Source organism: Agarivorans sp. OAG1, from assembly GCF_037076485.1.
In the GTDB taxonomy this organism is placed as follows: domain Bacteria; phylum Pseudomonadota; class Gammaproteobacteria; order Enterobacterales; family Celerinatantimonadaceae; genus Agarivorans; species Agarivorans albus.
Genome location: NZ_AP028990.1, coordinates 3,092,511 through 3,108,247 on the forward strand (window position 1 = coordinate 3,092,511; position 15,737 = coordinate 3,108,247).

Sequence of the window (15,737 nt, forward strand, 5' to 3'; positions counted from 1 at the left end):
AACCCGATTCCTAAAACAATACCCACCTAATAAGCTTTCTAGCTACAACGCCAATGCCATTACCCAATCGTCCATAACATAACCTTGGCCAATATCGGTGCATTGCTCAGCTACTTTAACAAAACCCATTTTTTGATATGCAGCTATAGAGTCATGATTATGTCGGTTTACTGTCAGCGTTATTTGCTGCAAGCCAAATTCATTGGCGAGTTGTTTGGCAAAGTTCATTGCTTGTTTAGCAAAACCTCGACCTCGAAAACGAGAATGTACGTAAATCTTACTTAAAAATAGCTGCTGTTCTTGTCGCTGAACCCCTAGGTAACCAAGGTTTTCACCTTCACTCTGCAACAGATAGTAATAATACTGCTCGGTCTCCATTTGCTCAGCTACGCGGGTAGCAGAATGGAATGTCCTAAGCATGTATTCCACCTGCTCAACACCAATAATCGGCGTATAATGCTCTAGCCATATCTCTCTGGCCAACTCTGTAAGCTGTTGAATATCATGTTGATTACTTACCTGATGAAACACTCTACCTCCTTTTTTCAACATATATAGCCACGATTAACCGCCGCTTAATTATCCTAAGCGCACCCTAGCATGAGAACCAAGGCCTACCAAGCAGCAGCAAAAACACAAAGCTAAGGATAGATTGATCTAAATTGCACCAATGTCACAGTTTTAAGGTAGAATCGCCGCTCATTTGAACAACGTTAGCTGTTAGCCTACTTCGGCTTGTTTAGCTCTCACTAAAGGTTTGCCCATATATGATTAAACTTATCGCCCTAGATATGGACGGCACACTTCTCAATGACGAGAAAAAAATCACTCCGCGCACTTATCAAGCCATTCAGCAAGCTAAGCAAGCGGGTGTAAAAGTAGTACTTGCATCGGGTCGTCCGCTAGAAGGTTTACGTCCTTATTTAGAGCAACTTGAGCTAACCAGCGACCAAGATTTTGTTATTTCCTACAACGGCTCCTTAGTACAGCGTGTAGGCAGTGGAGAAATTATTCATAAAACCACGCTCAATGGCAGCGATGGTACACAGCTAGCCAAAGTAGCGGAGCAATTAGGTGTTTTTATCCATGCTTTCTCTGCAGAGCATGGCCTTATTACTCAACAGCACAACCCTTGGACTGATATAGAATCTTCTATTAACGGCATGGATGTAAGTGAAGTTAACTTTGCCTCACTGCAAGCAAACGATGCACTTACCAAAATTATGTTTGTAGCTGAAGAAAGCATACTCGACAAAGCTATTGCCAACTTGCCTGCTGAGTTACGCGAGCAATACACAGTAGTGCGCAGTGCGCCGTTTTTCTTAGAGTTTTTACACCGTGACAGCAACAAAGGTGTAGGTGTAGAACAGCTAGCCAATATTTTAGGTTTAAATGCGTCTCAGGTAATGTGTGCCGGTGACGCCGACAACGACCGCCACATGCTGCAATACGCAGGTTTAGCAGTTGCGATGGCAAACGCAGATCCTGAAATTAAAGCAATGGCTAATTACATAGCCCCAAGCAATAAAGAAGATGGTGTTGCTGTAGCCATTGAAGAAAATGTACTAAATACGCTTTGCCCAACCAGTTAAGCTAAACGGTAAGCAAACAGTAATCAAGGCGAAACTAAAACCCTTAGTTTCGCCTTTATCTATTATGTACCGTTCTCATTCCTAGCATAAACAAGTCCTAAACCTTCCATTTAAAATCTGTTTGACTAATTTACAAGTTTTATAAAAACAACAGCAAACAAACACCATCACACAAGACAAATAAGTCACAACCCTTACAAAATCCAACGAATTTTTTTAGCTATTTTAGTTATACGAACAGCAAACAAGCATCCGATTCTCGGCATATTGCCATTAGATTTACCGATGCTATATTTCGCGCTCAGATAACTGATTAATAAGGAAATTCTAAAATGAGCACTAAGAAAACCGTAGGTATCGTTGTGGCAGTAATTGGTGTAATTCTAATTGCTATTGGTGGCTTTAGCCTTAATGACATCGCAGTCGCAGAGCAACAAGCACAAGCCTTAGGCGGTTTATTTGGTGGTGCTGGGAATGATTTACTGGGCGGGCTAGGTTTAGATGCGGCATTAGAAGCACAAAAAAACAAAGCTTATGGGTTTATTGTATTTGGTATAGCAGCCATTGTAGGTGGTGTTTACATGCTAAAAACCGCCACTGAAGAAAACACCAAAGCAGCTTAATTTAAATCAACAATGCTCACTTAATTCCGTTTATATAGAGAGCATTCGATTAAGTAAACTCAATAAAAAATCCGAGTGACTAAGCCCACTCGGATTATTCAATAAACTCAAGAAAGACCTTTCTGTTGGTCCTTATAAACAAGCCCTCGATATTTAGTAGAAGCATTTAGGAACTAACTCGTCATTGTTTAACCCTCAAACTGCAACTTCCTCTTTGGTTTAACACCACAAAACGGGTTTTTATTGCTCATAAGCAAGTTCTAAGAAAAATCTTCCAGTCTACTTAGCCAACTAAATCCTGAACACTTTGTAACCAAATCGCCACAAATAAGTCACCCAACTGACATGTCTAGATAAGCTAACTGTCACATTACAAGCCTAAGTTATTGTTCAAAACAACGGCAGGATCCTGTAATGAACAATCAAGTAATCACAGTCAAGCAGCTGAACAAACACTTTGAAAACAACCACGCCCTTAAAAGCGTAGATTTAAGTGTTCAGCAAGGTGAAATGGTGGCATTACTTGGGCCGTCAGGCTCAGGAAAATCAACTCTATTACGCCACTTAAATGGCTTGGTTAGCAGTGACAAAAACAGCAAAGGCTACATCGAAGTTCTTGGCATGCCAGTGCAACGTGACGGCAAGTTTTGTAACACCGTACGCAAAAGCCGCAGCCAAACAGGTTATATCTTCCAGCAGTTTAATTTGGTTTCACGCCTTAGCGTTTTGCAAAATGTTTTGATTGGCGCACTAAGCGCTACTCCTAGCTGGCGCAGCCTTACTGGCCGTTTTACTTTTGAGCAAAAGCGCCAAGCTTTAGCAGCTTTAAAACGCGTAGGCCTTGAGCAATTTGCTTTACAGCGCGTTTCAACACTATCTGGCGGACAACAACAACGCGTAGCGATTGCTCGCGCCTTAATGCAACGCGCTAAGATCATTTTAGCCGATGAGCCGATTGCTTCCTTAGATCCAGAGTCGTCGCGCATCGTGATGGAAATACTCACCGACATCAATAAACAAGAAGGCATCGCAGTAGTGGTGACCTTACACCAAGTTGACTACGCCAAACGTTATTGCCCACGAGTTGTGGCTCTAAAACTTGGCGAAGTATTTTACGACGGACCTAGCGAGCAATTAAACGAAGCAAAACTTGCAGCGTTATACGGCTCGCGAGCTCAACTAACAACCACCGAAAATCAAGACCAAGCAGTACCACAACTTTGGCCACAGATGGCCTAAACCCAATTAATAAGGAGATAGATGGCATGTTAAAGCTAATCAAGCAGACAGCCTTTGCAACCGCAGTTGTTGCGACAGCGTTAAGTTCAACCATGGTTTCAGCTGCTGAAAAAGCGATGGACACCATCAACTTTGGGATTATTTCTACTGAGTCTCAGCAAAACTTAAAAACCACTTGGACACCGTTTTTAAAAGCGATGGAAGAGAAAACTGGTTACAAGGTAAAAGCATTCTTTGCTCCAGATTACGCAGGCATCATTCAAGGCATGCGTTTCGATAAAGTAGACGTAGCTTGGTATGGCAACAAATCAGCCATGGAAGCAGTAGACCGCGCCGGTGGCGAAATCTTCGCACAGACAGTTGATGCTACAGGTAACCCAGGTTACTGGAGTGTATTAGTTACTCATAAAGATAGCCCGCTTAACAGCCTTGAAGATGTTATCGCCAAACGTGGTGACCTTACTTTTGGTAACGGCGATCCAAACTCAACGTCTGGCTTCTTAGTACCTTCGTACTACGTATTTGCGCAAAACAACATTTCAGTGTCTGACTTCAAACGCAGCATGAACTCTGGCCACGAAGCGAACGCTTTAGCCGCTGCAGCGAAACAAGTAGATGTAGCAACTGGCAACACCGAAAACATGGACCGCTTAAAAATTACTGCACCTAAAAAGTTTGAGCAGTTAAAAGTTATTTGGAAGTCACCACTTATTCCTTCAGACCCAATTGTATGGCGTAAAAACCTACCAGAAAGTGTGAAAGGCGAAGTATATGACTTCTTCATGGAGTACGGCACCACTGGTGATGCTCAAGAGCTAGCAGTATTAGAAGCGCTACAGTGGGCCCCGTTCAAAGCCTCTAGCGACCTTCAACTACTACCTATTCGTCAATTGGTATTGTTCAAAAACCGCATTGTTACAGAAAACGACACCAAGTTGTCGAAAGCCGAAAAAGCCGCTGAGCTAGCAGTAATTGACGCCCAACTTGCTGATTTAAATCGCCAGCAAAGCGCTATTACCGCAATGGCCCAATAGCGAACGACAAGCTGGGTGCAAACCCAGCTTTTCTTTAGGCAACTTATCTAGACATGTTGAGAACTTTAAATGACTACCGAAGCTGTAATTCTTAACCAAAATTCCAAACCATCTTGGTTAAGCCTACTTTTTTGGGCCATCGCCATCGCTGGTTTAACTTGGAGCTGGCAAGGTGCTGAAATTGCCCCGATGAAGATCTATAACGATGCCGGCAACATGGCCGAGTTAGCCAGTGACTTCTTTCCACCAGATTTTACCGACATCAATTACTACCTCGAAGAAATGTTAGTGACCCTGCACATCGCCATTTGGGGCACCATTTTCTCAATTTTTTTATCCGTTCCTTTTGGTTTGATGTGTGCCGAAAACATGGTTCCAGCATGGGTGTATCAGCCTATGCGTCGACTAATGGATGCAGCCAGAGCAATTAACGAAATGGTATTTGCCATGCTGTTTGTGGTTACCGTTGGCTTAGGCCCGTTTGCAGGTGTAATGGCTTTGTTTATCCATACCACCGGCGTGCTGGCTAAATTGTTTTCCGAAGCAGTAGAAGCCATCGATCCCGGCCAAGTAGAAGGGGTAAGAGCTACTGGCGCAAACAAGCTGGAAGAAATTGTTTATGGGGTCATTCCGCAAGTACTGCCACTGTGGATTTCATTCTCCTTATACCGCTTCGAATCGAACGTTCGCTCAGCCACCGTTGTAGGCATGGTAGGCGCTGGCGGCATTGGGGTAATTCTGTGGGAAAGTATTCGCGGTTTTATGTTTCCGCAAACCTGCGCAGTGATGATCATCATTGTAGTCACTGTAAGTCTGCTCGACTTTATCTCTCAACGCGTTAGAAAACTGTTTATTTAAGCGAGCTTAAGATGCCCCGTTACCAAGAAATCGCGCTAAGCCTAGAAAAAGAAATTAGCCACGCTTACCAAGCAGGCCAATACTTGCCGCCCGAGCAACGCTTGGCAGAACGCTACCAAGTAAATCGCCACACCTTGCGTCGCGCCATCGACGAACTAGTGCTTAAAGGTTGGTTACTGCGCCAGCAAGGTAAAGGGGTAATGGTATTAAGCAAACCGGTTCGCTACCCACTTCATGCCGGGTCCAAGTTCACCGACAACTTGCTAAATGCCGGGGCAAAACCGATTAGCCGAGTACTAAGCTTTGGCCGCGCCAACGCCAATCAGCAGGTGGCTAAAGGATTAAACATTGAATTAGCCAGCCCCATTTTGCAGCTCAAAACATTGCGTTTTATCGACCAAATGCCCATTAGCATTGTTTTTCACCACTTGCGCATGGGCGAGCATGAAAATCATTTAAGCCAATATCAGCAGGGCTCACTGCACGGTTTTTTACAACAGCATTGCCAGCTTGAATTACGCCGACACCACACAGTAGTGGGTGCGCAAATGGCTAATCGAGAAGACTGCGCCTGTTTGCAAATTGATGGCAGCACGCCCTTGTTAACCCTACAAACGGTTAACGTAGACCAACAGCAACAGCCTTTCGAATTTTCAATCTCCCATATTAGAGCCGAGCTCGTAGAGCTAAGCTTGGAGCACCCCCAATGACTACCCAACAATCTACCCAAGCGGCAGATGTAGCCGCGCGCCAACACTGGATGGCAGTACTCGCCAAGGCTTCTTATCAAGACTTATCTAGTCGCTGGCAACAGCTAAAGCTAGACCCAGAATGTGAAATTATTCGCCAACCAGAGATCGGTTTAGCCAAATTGCAAGGCCGAGTCGGTGGCAAGGGCGAACGCTTTAACCTAGGCGATACCACCATCACTCGCGCTGCTGTGCGCTTAAGCGATGGCACTTTAGGTTACGGCTATTTACGCGGTCGGGCCAAACAACACGCCCTGCTTTCAGCCTTAATTGATGCCTTAATGCAAAACGGCGAGCATGCGCCCAGTTTACACGAAGCTGTGATTCAACCTTTGGCTGAGCAACAACAAGCGGAACAAGCAAAAACTGCCGCTCAAGCAGCAGAATCAAAAGTAGATTTCTTCACCGTGGTTCGAGGAGAAGACTAATGCACACAATTGAAGCGGGCTTTCCTAACAGCGTACACAACGCTCAACAGTGCTTTAGACAAATACTCAAAGCGCTTAGTGAACCAGGCAGCCAAGTAACACTTGAACATCACTTAGGTTTTGCGCCGCTTAATGCCGCAGCTAGCCAAGTTATTATGAGTTTATGTGACCAGCAAACTGCGCTTTACCTAAGCCCAGCTTTAGCAAAAAACTCAGAGCAGCCAATTGAGCAAGCCTTACAAAACTTAGCCTTTCATAACGGCCTTAGCCCGGCGCCCATTAATCAAGCCGATTTTGTTGTGCTAGACGCCCAAGAAGAGCTGGATTTAAGCCAGCTAAAAGCCGGTACAGATTCCAGCCCAGAACAAAGCGCAACCGTGTTAATTCAAACCAACGGTTTGCGCACTGGGCCGGTCTTTCAACTATCTGGGCCAGGCATAAAACATAAGCTTGACCTGCAGTTAGGCAACCTAAGCACCAGCATCGTTGATTACCTGCTAAAGCCGAGCCACCGCTTTCCACTGGGTCTCGATTTTATGTTTTGTCATCAACAATCACTGGTGGCAATTAGTCGCACCACCAAGCTGGAGTTACGCTAATGTATGTAGCAGTAAAAGGTGGCGAAAAAGCCATTGCCGCAGCACATAAACTGCAAGCTAAACGTCGCCGCGGCGACACCAATGTTGCCGAGCTTAGCGTTGAGCAAATTAGCCAACAACTTAGCTTAGCGGTAGAGCGAGTTATGACCGAAGGCGGCATTTTCGATCGTGAGTTGGCGGCTCTGGCAATCAAACAAGCCAGCGGTGATCAAATAGAAGCCATTTTCTTACTTCGCGCCTATCGCACTACGCTGCCGCTGTTAGCCACTTGTCTCCCTTTAAACACCGGCAACATGCAGGTGCAACGGCGAATTTCGGCCACCTATAAAGATCTACCGGGCGGGCAGCAGTTAGGCCCCACCTACGACTATAGCCACCGCCTATTAGATTTCAGCTTATTGGCCGAGCAGCAAGCGGAGCACAGTCAACCAAGCCAACACTCAATCTCGCAACCAACACCAAGCGAAGATGAAGCCTTAACTAGCAACAAGCAGCAAGCGTTTAGCAAGGTGTTTTCGTTGCTAGAACAACAAGGTTTAGCCGAGCCTGAATCAGACAGTGGCGCAGAGCCCGCCGACATAACCCAGCAAGCGATTAGTTACCCTTGCTCACGGGCTGCACGTTTACAACAGCTAAGCCGCGGCGACGAAGGATTTTTACTATCAATGGCCTACTCCACCCAACGTGGATATGGGCGTAACCACCCCTTTGCTGGCGAGATTCGTAGCGGCGAAGTAGCCATCGCAATCTGCCCAGAAGAGTTGGGGTTTGAGGTTGAGATAGGCAGCATTACCCTCACCGAATGTGAAATGGTCAATGGCTTTGTTAGCCCACAAGATAAAGACGCTCACTTCACTCGAGGTTATGGCTTAGCCTTTGGCTTTAGCGAACGCAAAGCTATGGCGGTTGCCCTACTCGACCGCTCTTTGCAAACCGAGCGCTATAACGAGCCAGTAAGCAGCCCAGCGCAGGATGAAGAGTTTGTGCTAGCCCATGCCGACAACGTAGAAGCCGCCGGCTTTGTTTCTCACCTTAAATTGCCCCATTACGTCGACTTCCAATCCGAACTAGAACTGCTACGAAAAATGCGCCAGCAAGGAGCCAGCCATGACCAGCTTTAGCCAACAGGCTACTGCACTAGATGATAGTAGCCAGCAATACAATTTTGCTTACTTAGACGAGCAAACCAAACGGATGATCCGCCGCGCCATCTTAAAAGGTGTCGCCATTCCTGGTTATCAAGTGCCCTTTGGTGGACGCGAAATGCCAATGCCTTATGGCTGGGGAACCGGCGGCATTATGCTTAGTGCCTCGATTCTCGGCCAGCAAGACGTACTTAAAGTGATTGACCAAGGCGCCGACGACACTACCAATGCGGTATCTATTCGTCATTTTTTCAGCAAAGTTTGCGACATTGCCACTACCGAAAAAACCGAACAAGCCAGTGTTATTCAAACCCGCCACCGCATTCCAGAGCAAGCCCTAAGCAACAACCAAATTCTGGTTTTTCAGGTGCCTATTCCCGAGCCGCTGCGCTTTATTGAACCGCGTGAAACCGAGACAAAAAAAATGCACGCTTTGGAAGAGTACGGTTCGATGCAGGTAAAACTGTACGAAGACATTGTGAAGTATGGCTACATCGCCACCAGCTACGCTTATCCGGTAACGGTGCATGGGCGCTACCTTATAGACCCATCGCCAATTCCTAAATTCGACAATCCAAAGCTACATCAATCGGAAGCCTTAATGATTTTTGGTGCGGGTCGAGAAAAACGCATTTACTGCATTCCTCCCTACACCGATGTGCACAGCCTCGATTTCGACGACCACCCCTTTAGCATTCAGCAGTGGGATGAGCCTTGCAGCCTATGTGGTAGTCACGACACCTTTCTTGATGAAGTGCTGATCGATGACCAAGGGCAACGCATGTTCATTTGCTCAGACACCGACTACTGCCAAAAGCAACAAGCCGCGCAACTAGGAGCTGAACATGACTCAGTTAGCTAAGCAACTTGAAGAACCTCGCGCAAACGCCGCGAACCAAGCCGAGCCAGCCCTACTCCAAGCCCAAAACTTGAGCATGCTGTACGCGCCAGGCAAAGGCTTTGAAGACGTTAACTTAAGCCTTTATCCCGGTGAAGTATTGGCCATTGTGGGTGAATCGGGCTCTGGTAAAACTACCTTGCTCAAAACCTTATCGGGTCGCCTTGCTCCACAAACCGGTAGCATTAGTTTTCAAAGCGATAGCAACACTGCAGAGCTATACCAAATTAGTGAAGCGGAACGTCGCAGCTTAATCAGGCAAAACTTTGGCATTGTACATCAGCACCCGCTAGATGGGCTGCGCCCAAGGGTGTCGGCGGGCGGCAATATCGGCGAGCGTTTAATGGAAAACGGTTGGCGCAATTACGCCGAGATCCGCCAGCAAGCACTCACTTGGCTAAAAGCGGTAGAAATAGATCAAAGCCGAATTGACGACATGCCCCTCACCTTCTCCGGTGGCATGCAGCAACGCCTGCAAATCGCGCGCAATTTGGTTACCCATCCGCGTTTGGTATTTATGGATGAACCCACTGGCGGCTTAGATGTATCGGTGCAAGCGCGCTTATTAGATTTAATTCGTAATCTCGTCACCGAACTGCAACTCGCAGTGGTTATTGTTACTCACGACCTAGCGGTAGCAAGGTTGTTGGCGCACCGAATCATGGTGATGAAACAAGGCCAAGTAGTAGAAAGCGGCCTTACCGATCGAGTATTGGATGACCCTAGTCACCCCTACACGCAATTGTTGGTTTCATCGGTTCTTCAACAATAAACGCCTAGCTTACAAGGATTCATCATGAAACCCGTCATGATCGCTAAAAACATCAACAAAACCTTTGTATTACACAATCAAGGTGCTGCGCGTTTACCGGTTTTACGCCAGCAAAATCTAGAGATTTTTGCCGGAGAGTGTGTGGTGCTTAACGGCAGCTCTGGCTCTGGTAAATCTAGCCTATTACGTTCCCTTTACGGCAACTATCAAGTTGATGAAGGTGAATTGCTGATTAGCCAAGGTGAACAGTGGCTAGATTTAGCTACCGCTCAAGCAAGAGAAATTATTGCTTTACGCCGCAATACCATTGGTTGGGTAAGCCAGTTTTTAAGGGTTATTCCACGTTTATCGGCCTTAGATATCGTAATGCAACCGATGTTAGAAAATGGCATTAGCGATAGCCAAGCTAAAGCTAAAGCCGAAACCTTATTAAGCCATCTAAACGTGCCTGAGCGCTTATGGAGCCTAGCACCCGCTACCTTCTCTGGTGGCGAACAACAACGGGTCAACATTGCCCGCGGCTTCGCCCTCGATTACCCAATATTGTTGCTAGACGAACCAACCGCCTCATTAGACAAACACAATGCCCAGCAAGTGGTTGAATTAATTTTGGCCGCCAAACAACGCGGCGCAGCCATTGTTGGCATATTTCACGATGTTTGGGTGCGCGATTTAGTCGCAGACCGCTTACACAACATGCAACAACCAGCACAATTAGCAGGATAGTGTGATGATTATTACCAATGTAAATATGGTTCTGGAACATGAAGTAGTAACAGGGTCACTAGAAGTTCGTGAAGGCCGCATCGTGGCGCTTAGTGATACTCAAAGCCAACACAGCAGTGCCATAAACGGCGACGGCGCTTACCTGCTGCCAGGCCTTATTGAATTGCATACCGACAACTTAGAGAAGTTTTTCACCCCACGGCCTAAGGTGAGCTGGCCCAGCGGTTCGGCCATGGCCAGCCACGATGCCTTAATGATTTCCAGCGGTATCACTACCGTGCTTGATGCCATTGCACTGGGCTACATTAACGACCACGGCACTCGCCTTGCCAACCTTGAGCGGATGCTACACACCATTGTGAATAGCCAGCAACGCGGCGTTAATCGCGCAGAGCACATGCTGCACTTACGCTGCGAACTACCGAATGCTGATACCGCCAACATATTCGAAACCTTGGTTGAGCAAGGGCCAGTAGCCATGGTGTCGTTAATGGACCACACACCAGGCCAACGCCAATTTGTAGACAGCGAAAAGTATCGCACTTACTACATGGGCAAATACGGCTTAAACGATAAAGAAATGGCAGCTTTTGAAGCCGAGCAAACTGCCGCGTCCGAGCAGTGGTCAGACGCAAATCGTAAACACATTGCAGCCTCTGCTCGCGAGCGAGGCATTGCCTTGGCCAGCCATGACGACGCCACACTTGAACACGCCCTAGAGTCTGCATCATTAGGTTGTGCTGTTGCCGAGTTCCCTACCACTGTTGCTGCGGCTAAAGCCTCGCACGAAGCGGGTTTGCAGGTAATGATGGGCGGGCCAAATATTGTGCGTGGCGGCTCTCACTCTGGCAATGTAGCCGCGGCAGAGCTGGCTCGCGAAGGCGTGCTGGATATTTTGTCGTCTGATTACTACCCAGCCAGTTTACTCGATGCCGCATATATGGTGGCTAACATGGAAGATAACAACTACGATCTTTGTCAGGCCATTCAAATGGTTAGCCTAACTCCAGCACATACCTTAGGCATGGACGACCGAGGCAGTATTTGCGAGGGTAAACGGGCCGACTTGGTATTAGCCAAACCCAATGATGAGCGCTTGCAAGTAATGCAAGTATGGCGCGAAGGAGAGCGAGTATTTTGATGACTTCGCTAACTGCCAGTGAACTAAACGGCGAAGCCAAGTTGTTTTACTTGGTGGGGCCTTCTGGCTCAGGTAAAGACAGCATAATTAATGGCTTACGTAGCCAGTTGCAAGCGGACAGCAACCTGCTGATTGCTCATCGCTACATCACCCGCGCGGTAGATGATAGCGGTGAAAATCACATTGCCTTAAGCGTGCCAGAGTTCACCCATCGTAAACACAGCGGCTTATTTGCGATGGACTGGCAGGCCAATGGCTGCAATTACGCAGTGGGTAATGAAGTAAATACTTGGTTGAGCATGGGGTTCTCGGTGCTTTTCAACGGCTCTCGCCAACAGATCCCCTTAGCTGAAGAGTTATTTGGGGAGCGCTTGCGAATAATCGCCTTGGATGTAGACCCCAGCATATTGGCCGAACGCCTGCGCAAGCGCGGTCGTGAATCTGAACACGATATCTCAGCACGGCTGCGCCGCAGCGAACAATATCAGGCTTCTCTACCAGAAGAGTGTTGGCGCTTAGACAACAACCGCAATCTAGACTGCACCGTGAGCAAGCTGCTCAAATACATTGAAACCGAAACGACCGAGTTATATATCCAATGAAACTAACCCTACTTGGCACCGGCAATGTAACAGGCTGTCCAGTGTACGGCTGCGATTGCCTCGCCTGCCAGCGAGCAAGCTTAGACCCCAGCAAAGCAAGATTACTTTGCTCAGCGGTGCTAGAAGTAAACGGCCAACGAATACTCATCGATGCCAACCATCCGCAGTTACAAACCCGCTTTCCGGCTGGGTCTATTGGTGCCATGTTACTCACCCACTTTCACATGGATCATGTACAAGCTTTATTTGAATTACGCTGGGGAGTGGCCGAGCCAATTCCGGTTTATCACCCGGATGATCCCTTAGGGTGTGATGACCTATTTAAGCACCCTGGTTTACTAGATTTTCAGCCAGCTAGGCAGGCCTTGCATAGCTTTTCGTTAGCCGATATCAACATAACTCCGCTAGCGTTAAATCATTCAAAACCTACTCTAGGCTACTTGTTTACCAGCGAAAATGGCCGGATTGCCTACCTAACCGATACCCTAGGGATCCCAGACCAAAGCTGGCAACAATTGCTGCGCCAGCCGCCAAAGTATGTAGTGATTGATTGCAGTAACTCTCCTCTGCATCGTTCAGGCAATCACAATAATCTTAGCGATGTGCTTGAGTTAGCACATGCACTGCCCGACAGCACTTGGGTGCTCACCCACATTGGCCACGATTTAGACGAATACCTCATGCAACACCCCAACTGCTTTCCCAGCAATGTGCTGGTTGGGCATGATGAATTATGCCTAAGCCTATAACTTCAAAGGAATAACCATGGCGATAGTAGATCCCGGCGCAAATTTAAACAGCCAGCCCAGCGTAGCTAATAACAGTAAGATAACTAGCTCTAAACTAGGTAGCTGGACTGAAATTGGCGAGCGCTGCCTATTAGACAACGTGCAATTTGGTGATTACAGCTACGCTCAAAATGACGTAGATATTGCTTTATGCGAAGTAGGAAAGTTTGTCTCTATTGCTTCAAGCGTAAGGGTAAATCCCAGCAACCACCCGTGGTGGCGACCAAGCCTGCACCACTTTAGCTACCGCCCGCAAAAGTATGGAATGGCAGCAAAAGTAGACGAACAGGTATTTGATTGGCGCGCAGATAACAAAGTGAAGATTGGTCACGATGTATGGATTGGCCACGGTGCGATTATTATGCCGGGTGTAAACATCGGTAATGGCGCCATTGTAGGCTCTGGCAGTATTGTTACTAAAGATGTACCCGCTTGGCACATCGTGGTGGGTAATCCTGCCAAGGTATTGAGGCCGCGCTTTGATGAACCAAACACTGGCGAGCGCCTAGAAAAACTCGCCTGGTGGGATTGGTCGCATGAAAAACTTGCCGAGGCCCTGCCATTATTCCAAGAAGACTGCTTAAGCTTTCTAGAGCATTATGAGAAACAACTGTTAAGCGAAAGCGTTTAGTGGCACTAACCCCAACGAAAGTTCGCTTAGCCACTCATGGAATGGCCATTGCCCAAACACTGCTTTGGGCATGCCTTTACTATAGCTTTCCTGCCACGCTGCTCACTTGGCATCAGCAGCTTGCTTGGTCGATTGCCGATGTCTCGTTAGCATTCACGATTTGCTTAGTCGCCTCTGCGCTTTGCTCGCCATTTATTGGCCGTTTAATCGACAAAGGGTTTGGCCCACGGGTTTTAAGCTGCAGCGCTATGCTGGGCGGAATGGCTTTGCTGGCCGTTAGCCAAGTGCAGAGCTTATGGCAGTTTTATGCTGCTTGGTTAGTGCTAGGCTGCGCTAGCGCTGGGTGTTTATACGAACCTTGTTTTGCTTTTCTTACCCGTTATCGCGGGGACAACGCTAAATCGGCGATCACCAAAGTCACCTTATATGCTGGCTTTGCAGGTACCCTAAGCTTTCCACTTTGCCATTACCTTATCGACCTCTTAGGCTGGCGAATGACATCCATGAGTTTGGCCTTGATTGTTTTGCTCATCGCTACACCATTGCTGTTTATTAGCGCCAAGTTAATTCAAGGGGCCCAAAGCTCAGAGCTTGGCAAAACGAAAGCCATCGCAAACATTAAGCAATCGAGCGCGCCAAATGCTCAGCTTAAAAACGCAGTGTTCTGGTTTATTGCCTTAGCCTTTTCTCTTAGCGCACTTAACCACACGGTATTGGTCAACTTTTTACTACCAAGCATGCACGCTCTCAACTTTAGCGCAGATAATGCCGTGTTAGTCATGGCGATGATTGGCCCAATGCAAGTGCTTGGGCGCATCGCAATGATCAGTGTAGATAAACGGCTATCGAATACCCTTATAACCATGCTGTGTTTTGGCAGTTTGCTCGTTGCCGCCGGTTTATTGTGGCAGCTCGATCATCTCCAGCACCTTATTTGGCTGTTTGTCGTATTACAAGGGAGTGCTTATGGTGTGACCAGTATTTTGCGGCCAGTGTTAACCAAACAATTACTCGGTGAACAAGGCTTTGGAGCGATATCGGGAATGTTGGCCGTGCCCTATTTACTCGCCAGCGCAAGTGCCCCATTTCTTGGTGCTTTTGCTTGGCAGTTAAATCAGCAGCAGGGTATTTTTGGTTTAGTCAGCCTTAGTGCAGGCCTAGGGTTTATGGCAATGGCAGCCTGTTGTTTGCAACAAACTGCCAAAATAACTCGCTATCAGAAGTTAACAGCTAAACCTAAGTAAGCGCCGCTATTACTGGTGCTGTAGCTACGTGTTGCAATATCTTCGTACTGGTAACCGGCAGAGATATCAATAGTGCTCGCCACTAAATCAAACAGTTCGTAGTTAACACCCGCGCGGAAACGGTTAGCTTTGTAATCTTCATCGGTAAGCGACAGTTTTAAATCACTTTCCAAACCTAAGCCAGAACCAGGGAAACGCCAAGCCACACGCCCTACAGCGTATACTTGCTCACCGTCATCAGAGCCAGCTAAGGCAGTGTTGGCACTGTCCCAACGCTCGTAACCCGCACCCACATCTAGATAAAGGCCTGCAGTATCAAACAAGTTGTAATACAACTCACCTTGGTAGCTAGAACCATCTGCCGCATCACCTTGCTTACGTTTGTTAGCACCTACTGCCACATTTGGAATTAGCGGGATAGGATGCTTAAAACGCAGCTCTAAATCACCTTGCCAAGCCGACGAGGCTTTTGGGTCAGTATTGGTTTGAGCGATATGGCTAGCCAGTGTTAAACCTAGTAGATCGGCTTGAGCAGGAAGAGCAGCGAACATAGCAGCGCCAACAACAGCGAGGCGTAATTTCATGTTGAGTCCTTTAACTAAACAACTTCATATGAGGGTAAGGCGGCATTTTGCCACGCCACTTAGTGAACACCAAGAGAAAAAACT

Annotated in this window: 19 protein-coding genes; 17 read left to right on the forward strand and 2 right to left on the reverse strand. The window is 47.3% G+C overall.

Annotated features, from left to right (window positions below):
• Positions 1–42 precede the first annotated feature (42 nt).
• On the reverse strand, positions 43–531 hold the full coding sequence (locus tag OAG1_RS14115; protein WP_338621732.1) for a GNAT family N-acetyltransferase: 489 nt from the start codon (positions 529–531) through the stop codon (positions 43–45).
• Positions 532–767: 236 nt separating this feature from the next.
• Here OAG1_RS14115 and yidA point away from each other — a divergent pair, with 236 nt between their 5' ends.
• From yidA to OAG1_RS14200, 17 genes are all read left to right on the forward strand, one after another.
• Positions 768–1,592, forward strand: a complete 825-nt coding sequence (yidA, locus tag OAG1_RS14120; RefSeq protein WP_338621733.1) for a sugar-phosphatase — start codon at positions 768–770, stop codon at positions 1,590–1,592.
• 332 nt (positions 1,593–1,924) lie between these two features.
• Positions 1,925–2,215, forward strand: a complete 291-nt coding sequence (locus tag OAG1_RS14125) for a hypothetical protein (RefSeq protein WP_016401275.1) — start codon at positions 1,925–1,927, stop codon at positions 2,213–2,215.
• A gap of 414 nt (positions 2,216–2,629) precedes the next feature.
• Positions 2,630–3,454, forward strand: a complete 825-nt coding sequence (phnC, locus tag OAG1_RS14130; RefSeq protein ID WP_338621734.1) for a phosphonate ABC transporter ATP-binding protein — start codon at positions 2,630–2,632, stop codon at positions 3,452–3,454.
• Between the two features lie 26 nt (positions 3,455–3,480).
• Entirely contained in the window at positions 3,481–4,488 is a 1,008-nt protein-coding gene (gene phnD / locus OAG1_RS14135) for a phosphonate ABC transporter substrate-binding protein (protein WP_016401277.1), read from the forward strand.
• Between the two features lie 69 nt (positions 4,489–4,557).
• Complete coding sequence (phnE, locus tag OAG1_RS14140) at positions 4,558–5,346, forward strand: phosphonate ABC transporter, permease protein PhnE (protein WP_338621735.1); 789 nt, start codon at positions 4,558–4,560, stop codon at positions 5,344–5,346.
• Between the two features lie 11 nt (positions 5,347–5,357).
• A complete protein-coding gene (gene phnF / locus OAG1_RS14145; RefSeq protein ID WP_220720870.1) occupies positions 5,358–6,056 on the forward strand; it encodes a phosphonate metabolism transcriptional regulator PhnF in 699 nt (232 codons plus the stop codon).
• Positions 6,053–6,523: a phosphonate C-P lyase system protein PhnG gene (phnG, locus tag OAG1_RS14150; protein ID WP_338621736.1), complete on the forward strand. Its 471-nt coding sequence runs from the start codon at positions 6,053–6,055 to the stop codon at positions 6,521–6,523. Before phnF ends, phnG begins: the two co-directional genes overlap by 4 nt.
• Entirely contained in the window at positions 6,523–7,122 is a 600-nt protein-coding gene (phnH, locus tag OAG1_RS14155; RefSeq protein WP_338621737.1) for a phosphonate C-P lyase system protein PhnH, read from the forward strand. The genes phnG and phnH overlap by 1 nt, the downstream gene beginning before the upstream one ends.
• Positions 7,122–8,243 carry a carbon-phosphorus lyase complex subunit PhnI gene (locus OAG1_RS14160; protein ID WP_338621738.1) on the forward strand — a complete coding sequence of 374 codons (1,122 nt, stop codon included), beginning with the start codon at positions 7,122–7,124 and terminating at the stop codon, positions 8,241–8,243. Before phnH ends, OAG1_RS14160 begins: the two co-directional genes overlap by 1 nt.
• Entirely contained in the window at positions 8,230–9,129 is a 900-nt protein-coding gene (locus OAG1_RS14165; RefSeq protein ID WP_338621739.1) for an alpha-D-ribose 1-methylphosphonate 5-phosphate C-P-lyase PhnJ, read from the forward strand. Before OAG1_RS14160 ends, OAG1_RS14165 begins: the two co-directional genes overlap by 14 nt.
• The gene (gene phnK, locus OAG1_RS14170; protein ID WP_220720865.1) at positions 9,113–9,937 is read left to right on the forward strand and encodes a phosphonate C-P lyase system protein PhnK; all 825 of its coding nucleotides are present in this window, start codon (positions 9,113–9,115) and stop codon (positions 9,935–9,937) included. The genes OAG1_RS14165 and phnK overlap by 17 nt, the downstream gene beginning before the upstream one ends.
• Before the next feature lie 24 nt (positions 9,938–9,961).
• Entirely contained in the window at positions 9,962–10,663 is a 702-nt protein-coding gene (gene phnL, locus OAG1_RS14175) for a phosphonate C-P lyase system protein PhnL (protein ID WP_338621740.1), read from the forward strand.
• A gap of 4 nt (positions 10,664–10,667) precedes the next feature.
• Positions 10,668–11,804, forward strand: a complete 1,137-nt coding sequence (gene phnM, locus OAG1_RS14180; RefSeq protein ID WP_338621741.1) for an alpha-D-ribose 1-methylphosphonate 5-triphosphate diphosphatase — start codon at positions 10,668–10,670, stop codon at positions 11,802–11,804.
• Positions 11,804–12,406 (forward strand): ribose 1,5-bisphosphokinase, encoded by a 603-nt coding sequence (phnN, locus tag OAG1_RS14185; RefSeq protein WP_338621742.1) that lies wholly within the window; start codon positions 11,804–11,806, stop codon positions 12,404–12,406. The genes phnM and phnN overlap by 1 nt, the downstream gene beginning before the upstream one ends.
• Complete coding sequence (gene phnP / locus OAG1_RS14190; protein ID WP_338621743.1) at positions 12,403–13,155, forward strand: phosphonate metabolism protein PhnP; 753 nt, start codon at positions 12,403–12,405, stop codon at positions 13,153–13,155. The genes phnN and phnP overlap by 4 nt, the downstream gene beginning before the upstream one ends.
• Before the next feature lie 16 nt (positions 13,156–13,171).
• Entirely contained in the window at positions 13,172–13,825 is a 654-nt protein-coding gene (locus OAG1_RS14195) for a DapH/DapD/GlmU-related protein (protein ID WP_338621744.1), read from the forward strand.
• The gene (locus OAG1_RS14200; RefSeq protein ID WP_338621745.1) at positions 13,825–15,069 is read left to right on the forward strand and encodes an MFS transporter; all 1,245 of its coding nucleotides are present in this window, start codon (positions 13,825–13,827) and stop codon (positions 15,067–15,069) included. Before OAG1_RS14195 ends, OAG1_RS14200 begins: the two co-directional genes overlap by 1 nt.
• Here OAG1_RS14200 and OAG1_RS14205 read toward each other — a convergent pair.
• Positions 15,042–15,653: a hypothetical protein gene (locus OAG1_RS14205; RefSeq protein ID WP_016401291.1), complete on the reverse strand. Its 612-nt coding sequence runs from the start codon at positions 15,651–15,653 to the stop codon at positions 15,042–15,044. The genes OAG1_RS14200 and OAG1_RS14205 overlap by 28 nt on opposite strands.
• Positions 15,654–15,737: the final 84 nt, after the last annotated feature.

Coding starts and splice junctions, on each gene's coding strand:
- yidA (WP_338621733.1), top strand. CDS start 768: ATGATTAAACTTATCGCCCTAGATATGGACGGCACACTTCTCAATGAC.
- OAG1_RS14125 (WP_016401275.1), top strand. CDS start 1,925: ATGAGCACTAAGAAAACCGTAGGTATCGTTGTGGCAGTAATTGGTGTA.
- phnC (WP_338621734.1), top strand. CDS start 2,630: ATGAACAATCAAGTAATCACAGTCAAGCAGCTGAACAAACACTTTGAA.
- phnD (WP_016401277.1), top strand. CDS start 3,481: ATGTTAAAGCTAATCAAGCAGACAGCCTTTGCAACCGCAGTTGTTGCG.
- phnE (WP_338621735.1), top strand. CDS start 4,558: ATGACTACCGAAGCTGTAATTCTTAACCAAAATTCCAAACCATCTTGG.
- phnF (WP_220720870.1), top strand. CDS start 5,358: ATGCCCCGTTACCAAGAAATCGCGCTAAGCCTAGAAAAAGAAATTAGC.
- phnG (WP_338621736.1), top strand. CDS start 6,053: ATGACTACCCAACAATCTACCCAAGCGGCAGATGTAGCCGCGCGCCAA.
- phnH (WP_338621737.1), top strand. CDS start 6,523: ATGCACACAATTGAAGCGGGCTTTCCTAACAGCGTACACAACGCTCAA.
- OAG1_RS14160 (WP_338621738.1), top strand. CDS start 7,122: ATGTATGTAGCAGTAAAAGGTGGCGAAAAAGCCATTGCCGCAGCACAT.
- OAG1_RS14165 (WP_338621739.1), top strand. CDS start 8,230: ATGACCAGCTTTAGCCAACAGGCTACTGCACTAGATGATAGTAGCCAG.
- phnK (WP_220720865.1), top strand. CDS start 9,113: ATGACTCAGTTAGCTAAGCAACTTGAAGAACCTCGCGCAAACGCCGCG.
- phnL (WP_338621740.1), top strand. CDS start 9,962: ATGAAACCCGTCATGATCGCTAAAAACATCAACAAAACCTTTGTATTA.
- phnM (WP_338621741.1), top strand. CDS start 10,668: ATGATTATTACCAATGTAAATATGGTTCTGGAACATGAAGTAGTAACA.
- phnN (WP_338621742.1), top strand. CDS start 11,804: ATGACTTCGCTAACTGCCAGTGAACTAAACGGCGAAGCCAAGTTGTTT.
- phnP (WP_338621743.1), top strand. CDS start 12,403: ATGAAACTAACCCTACTTGGCACCGGCAATGTAACAGGCTGTCCAGTG.
- OAG1_RS14195 (WP_338621744.1), top strand. CDS start 13,172: ATGGCGATAGTAGATCCCGGCGCAAATTTAAACAGCCAGCCCAGCGTA.
- OAG1_RS14205 (WP_016401291.1), bottom strand. CDS start 15,653: ATGAAATTACGCCTCGCTGTTGTTGGCGCTGCTATGTTCGCTGCTCTT.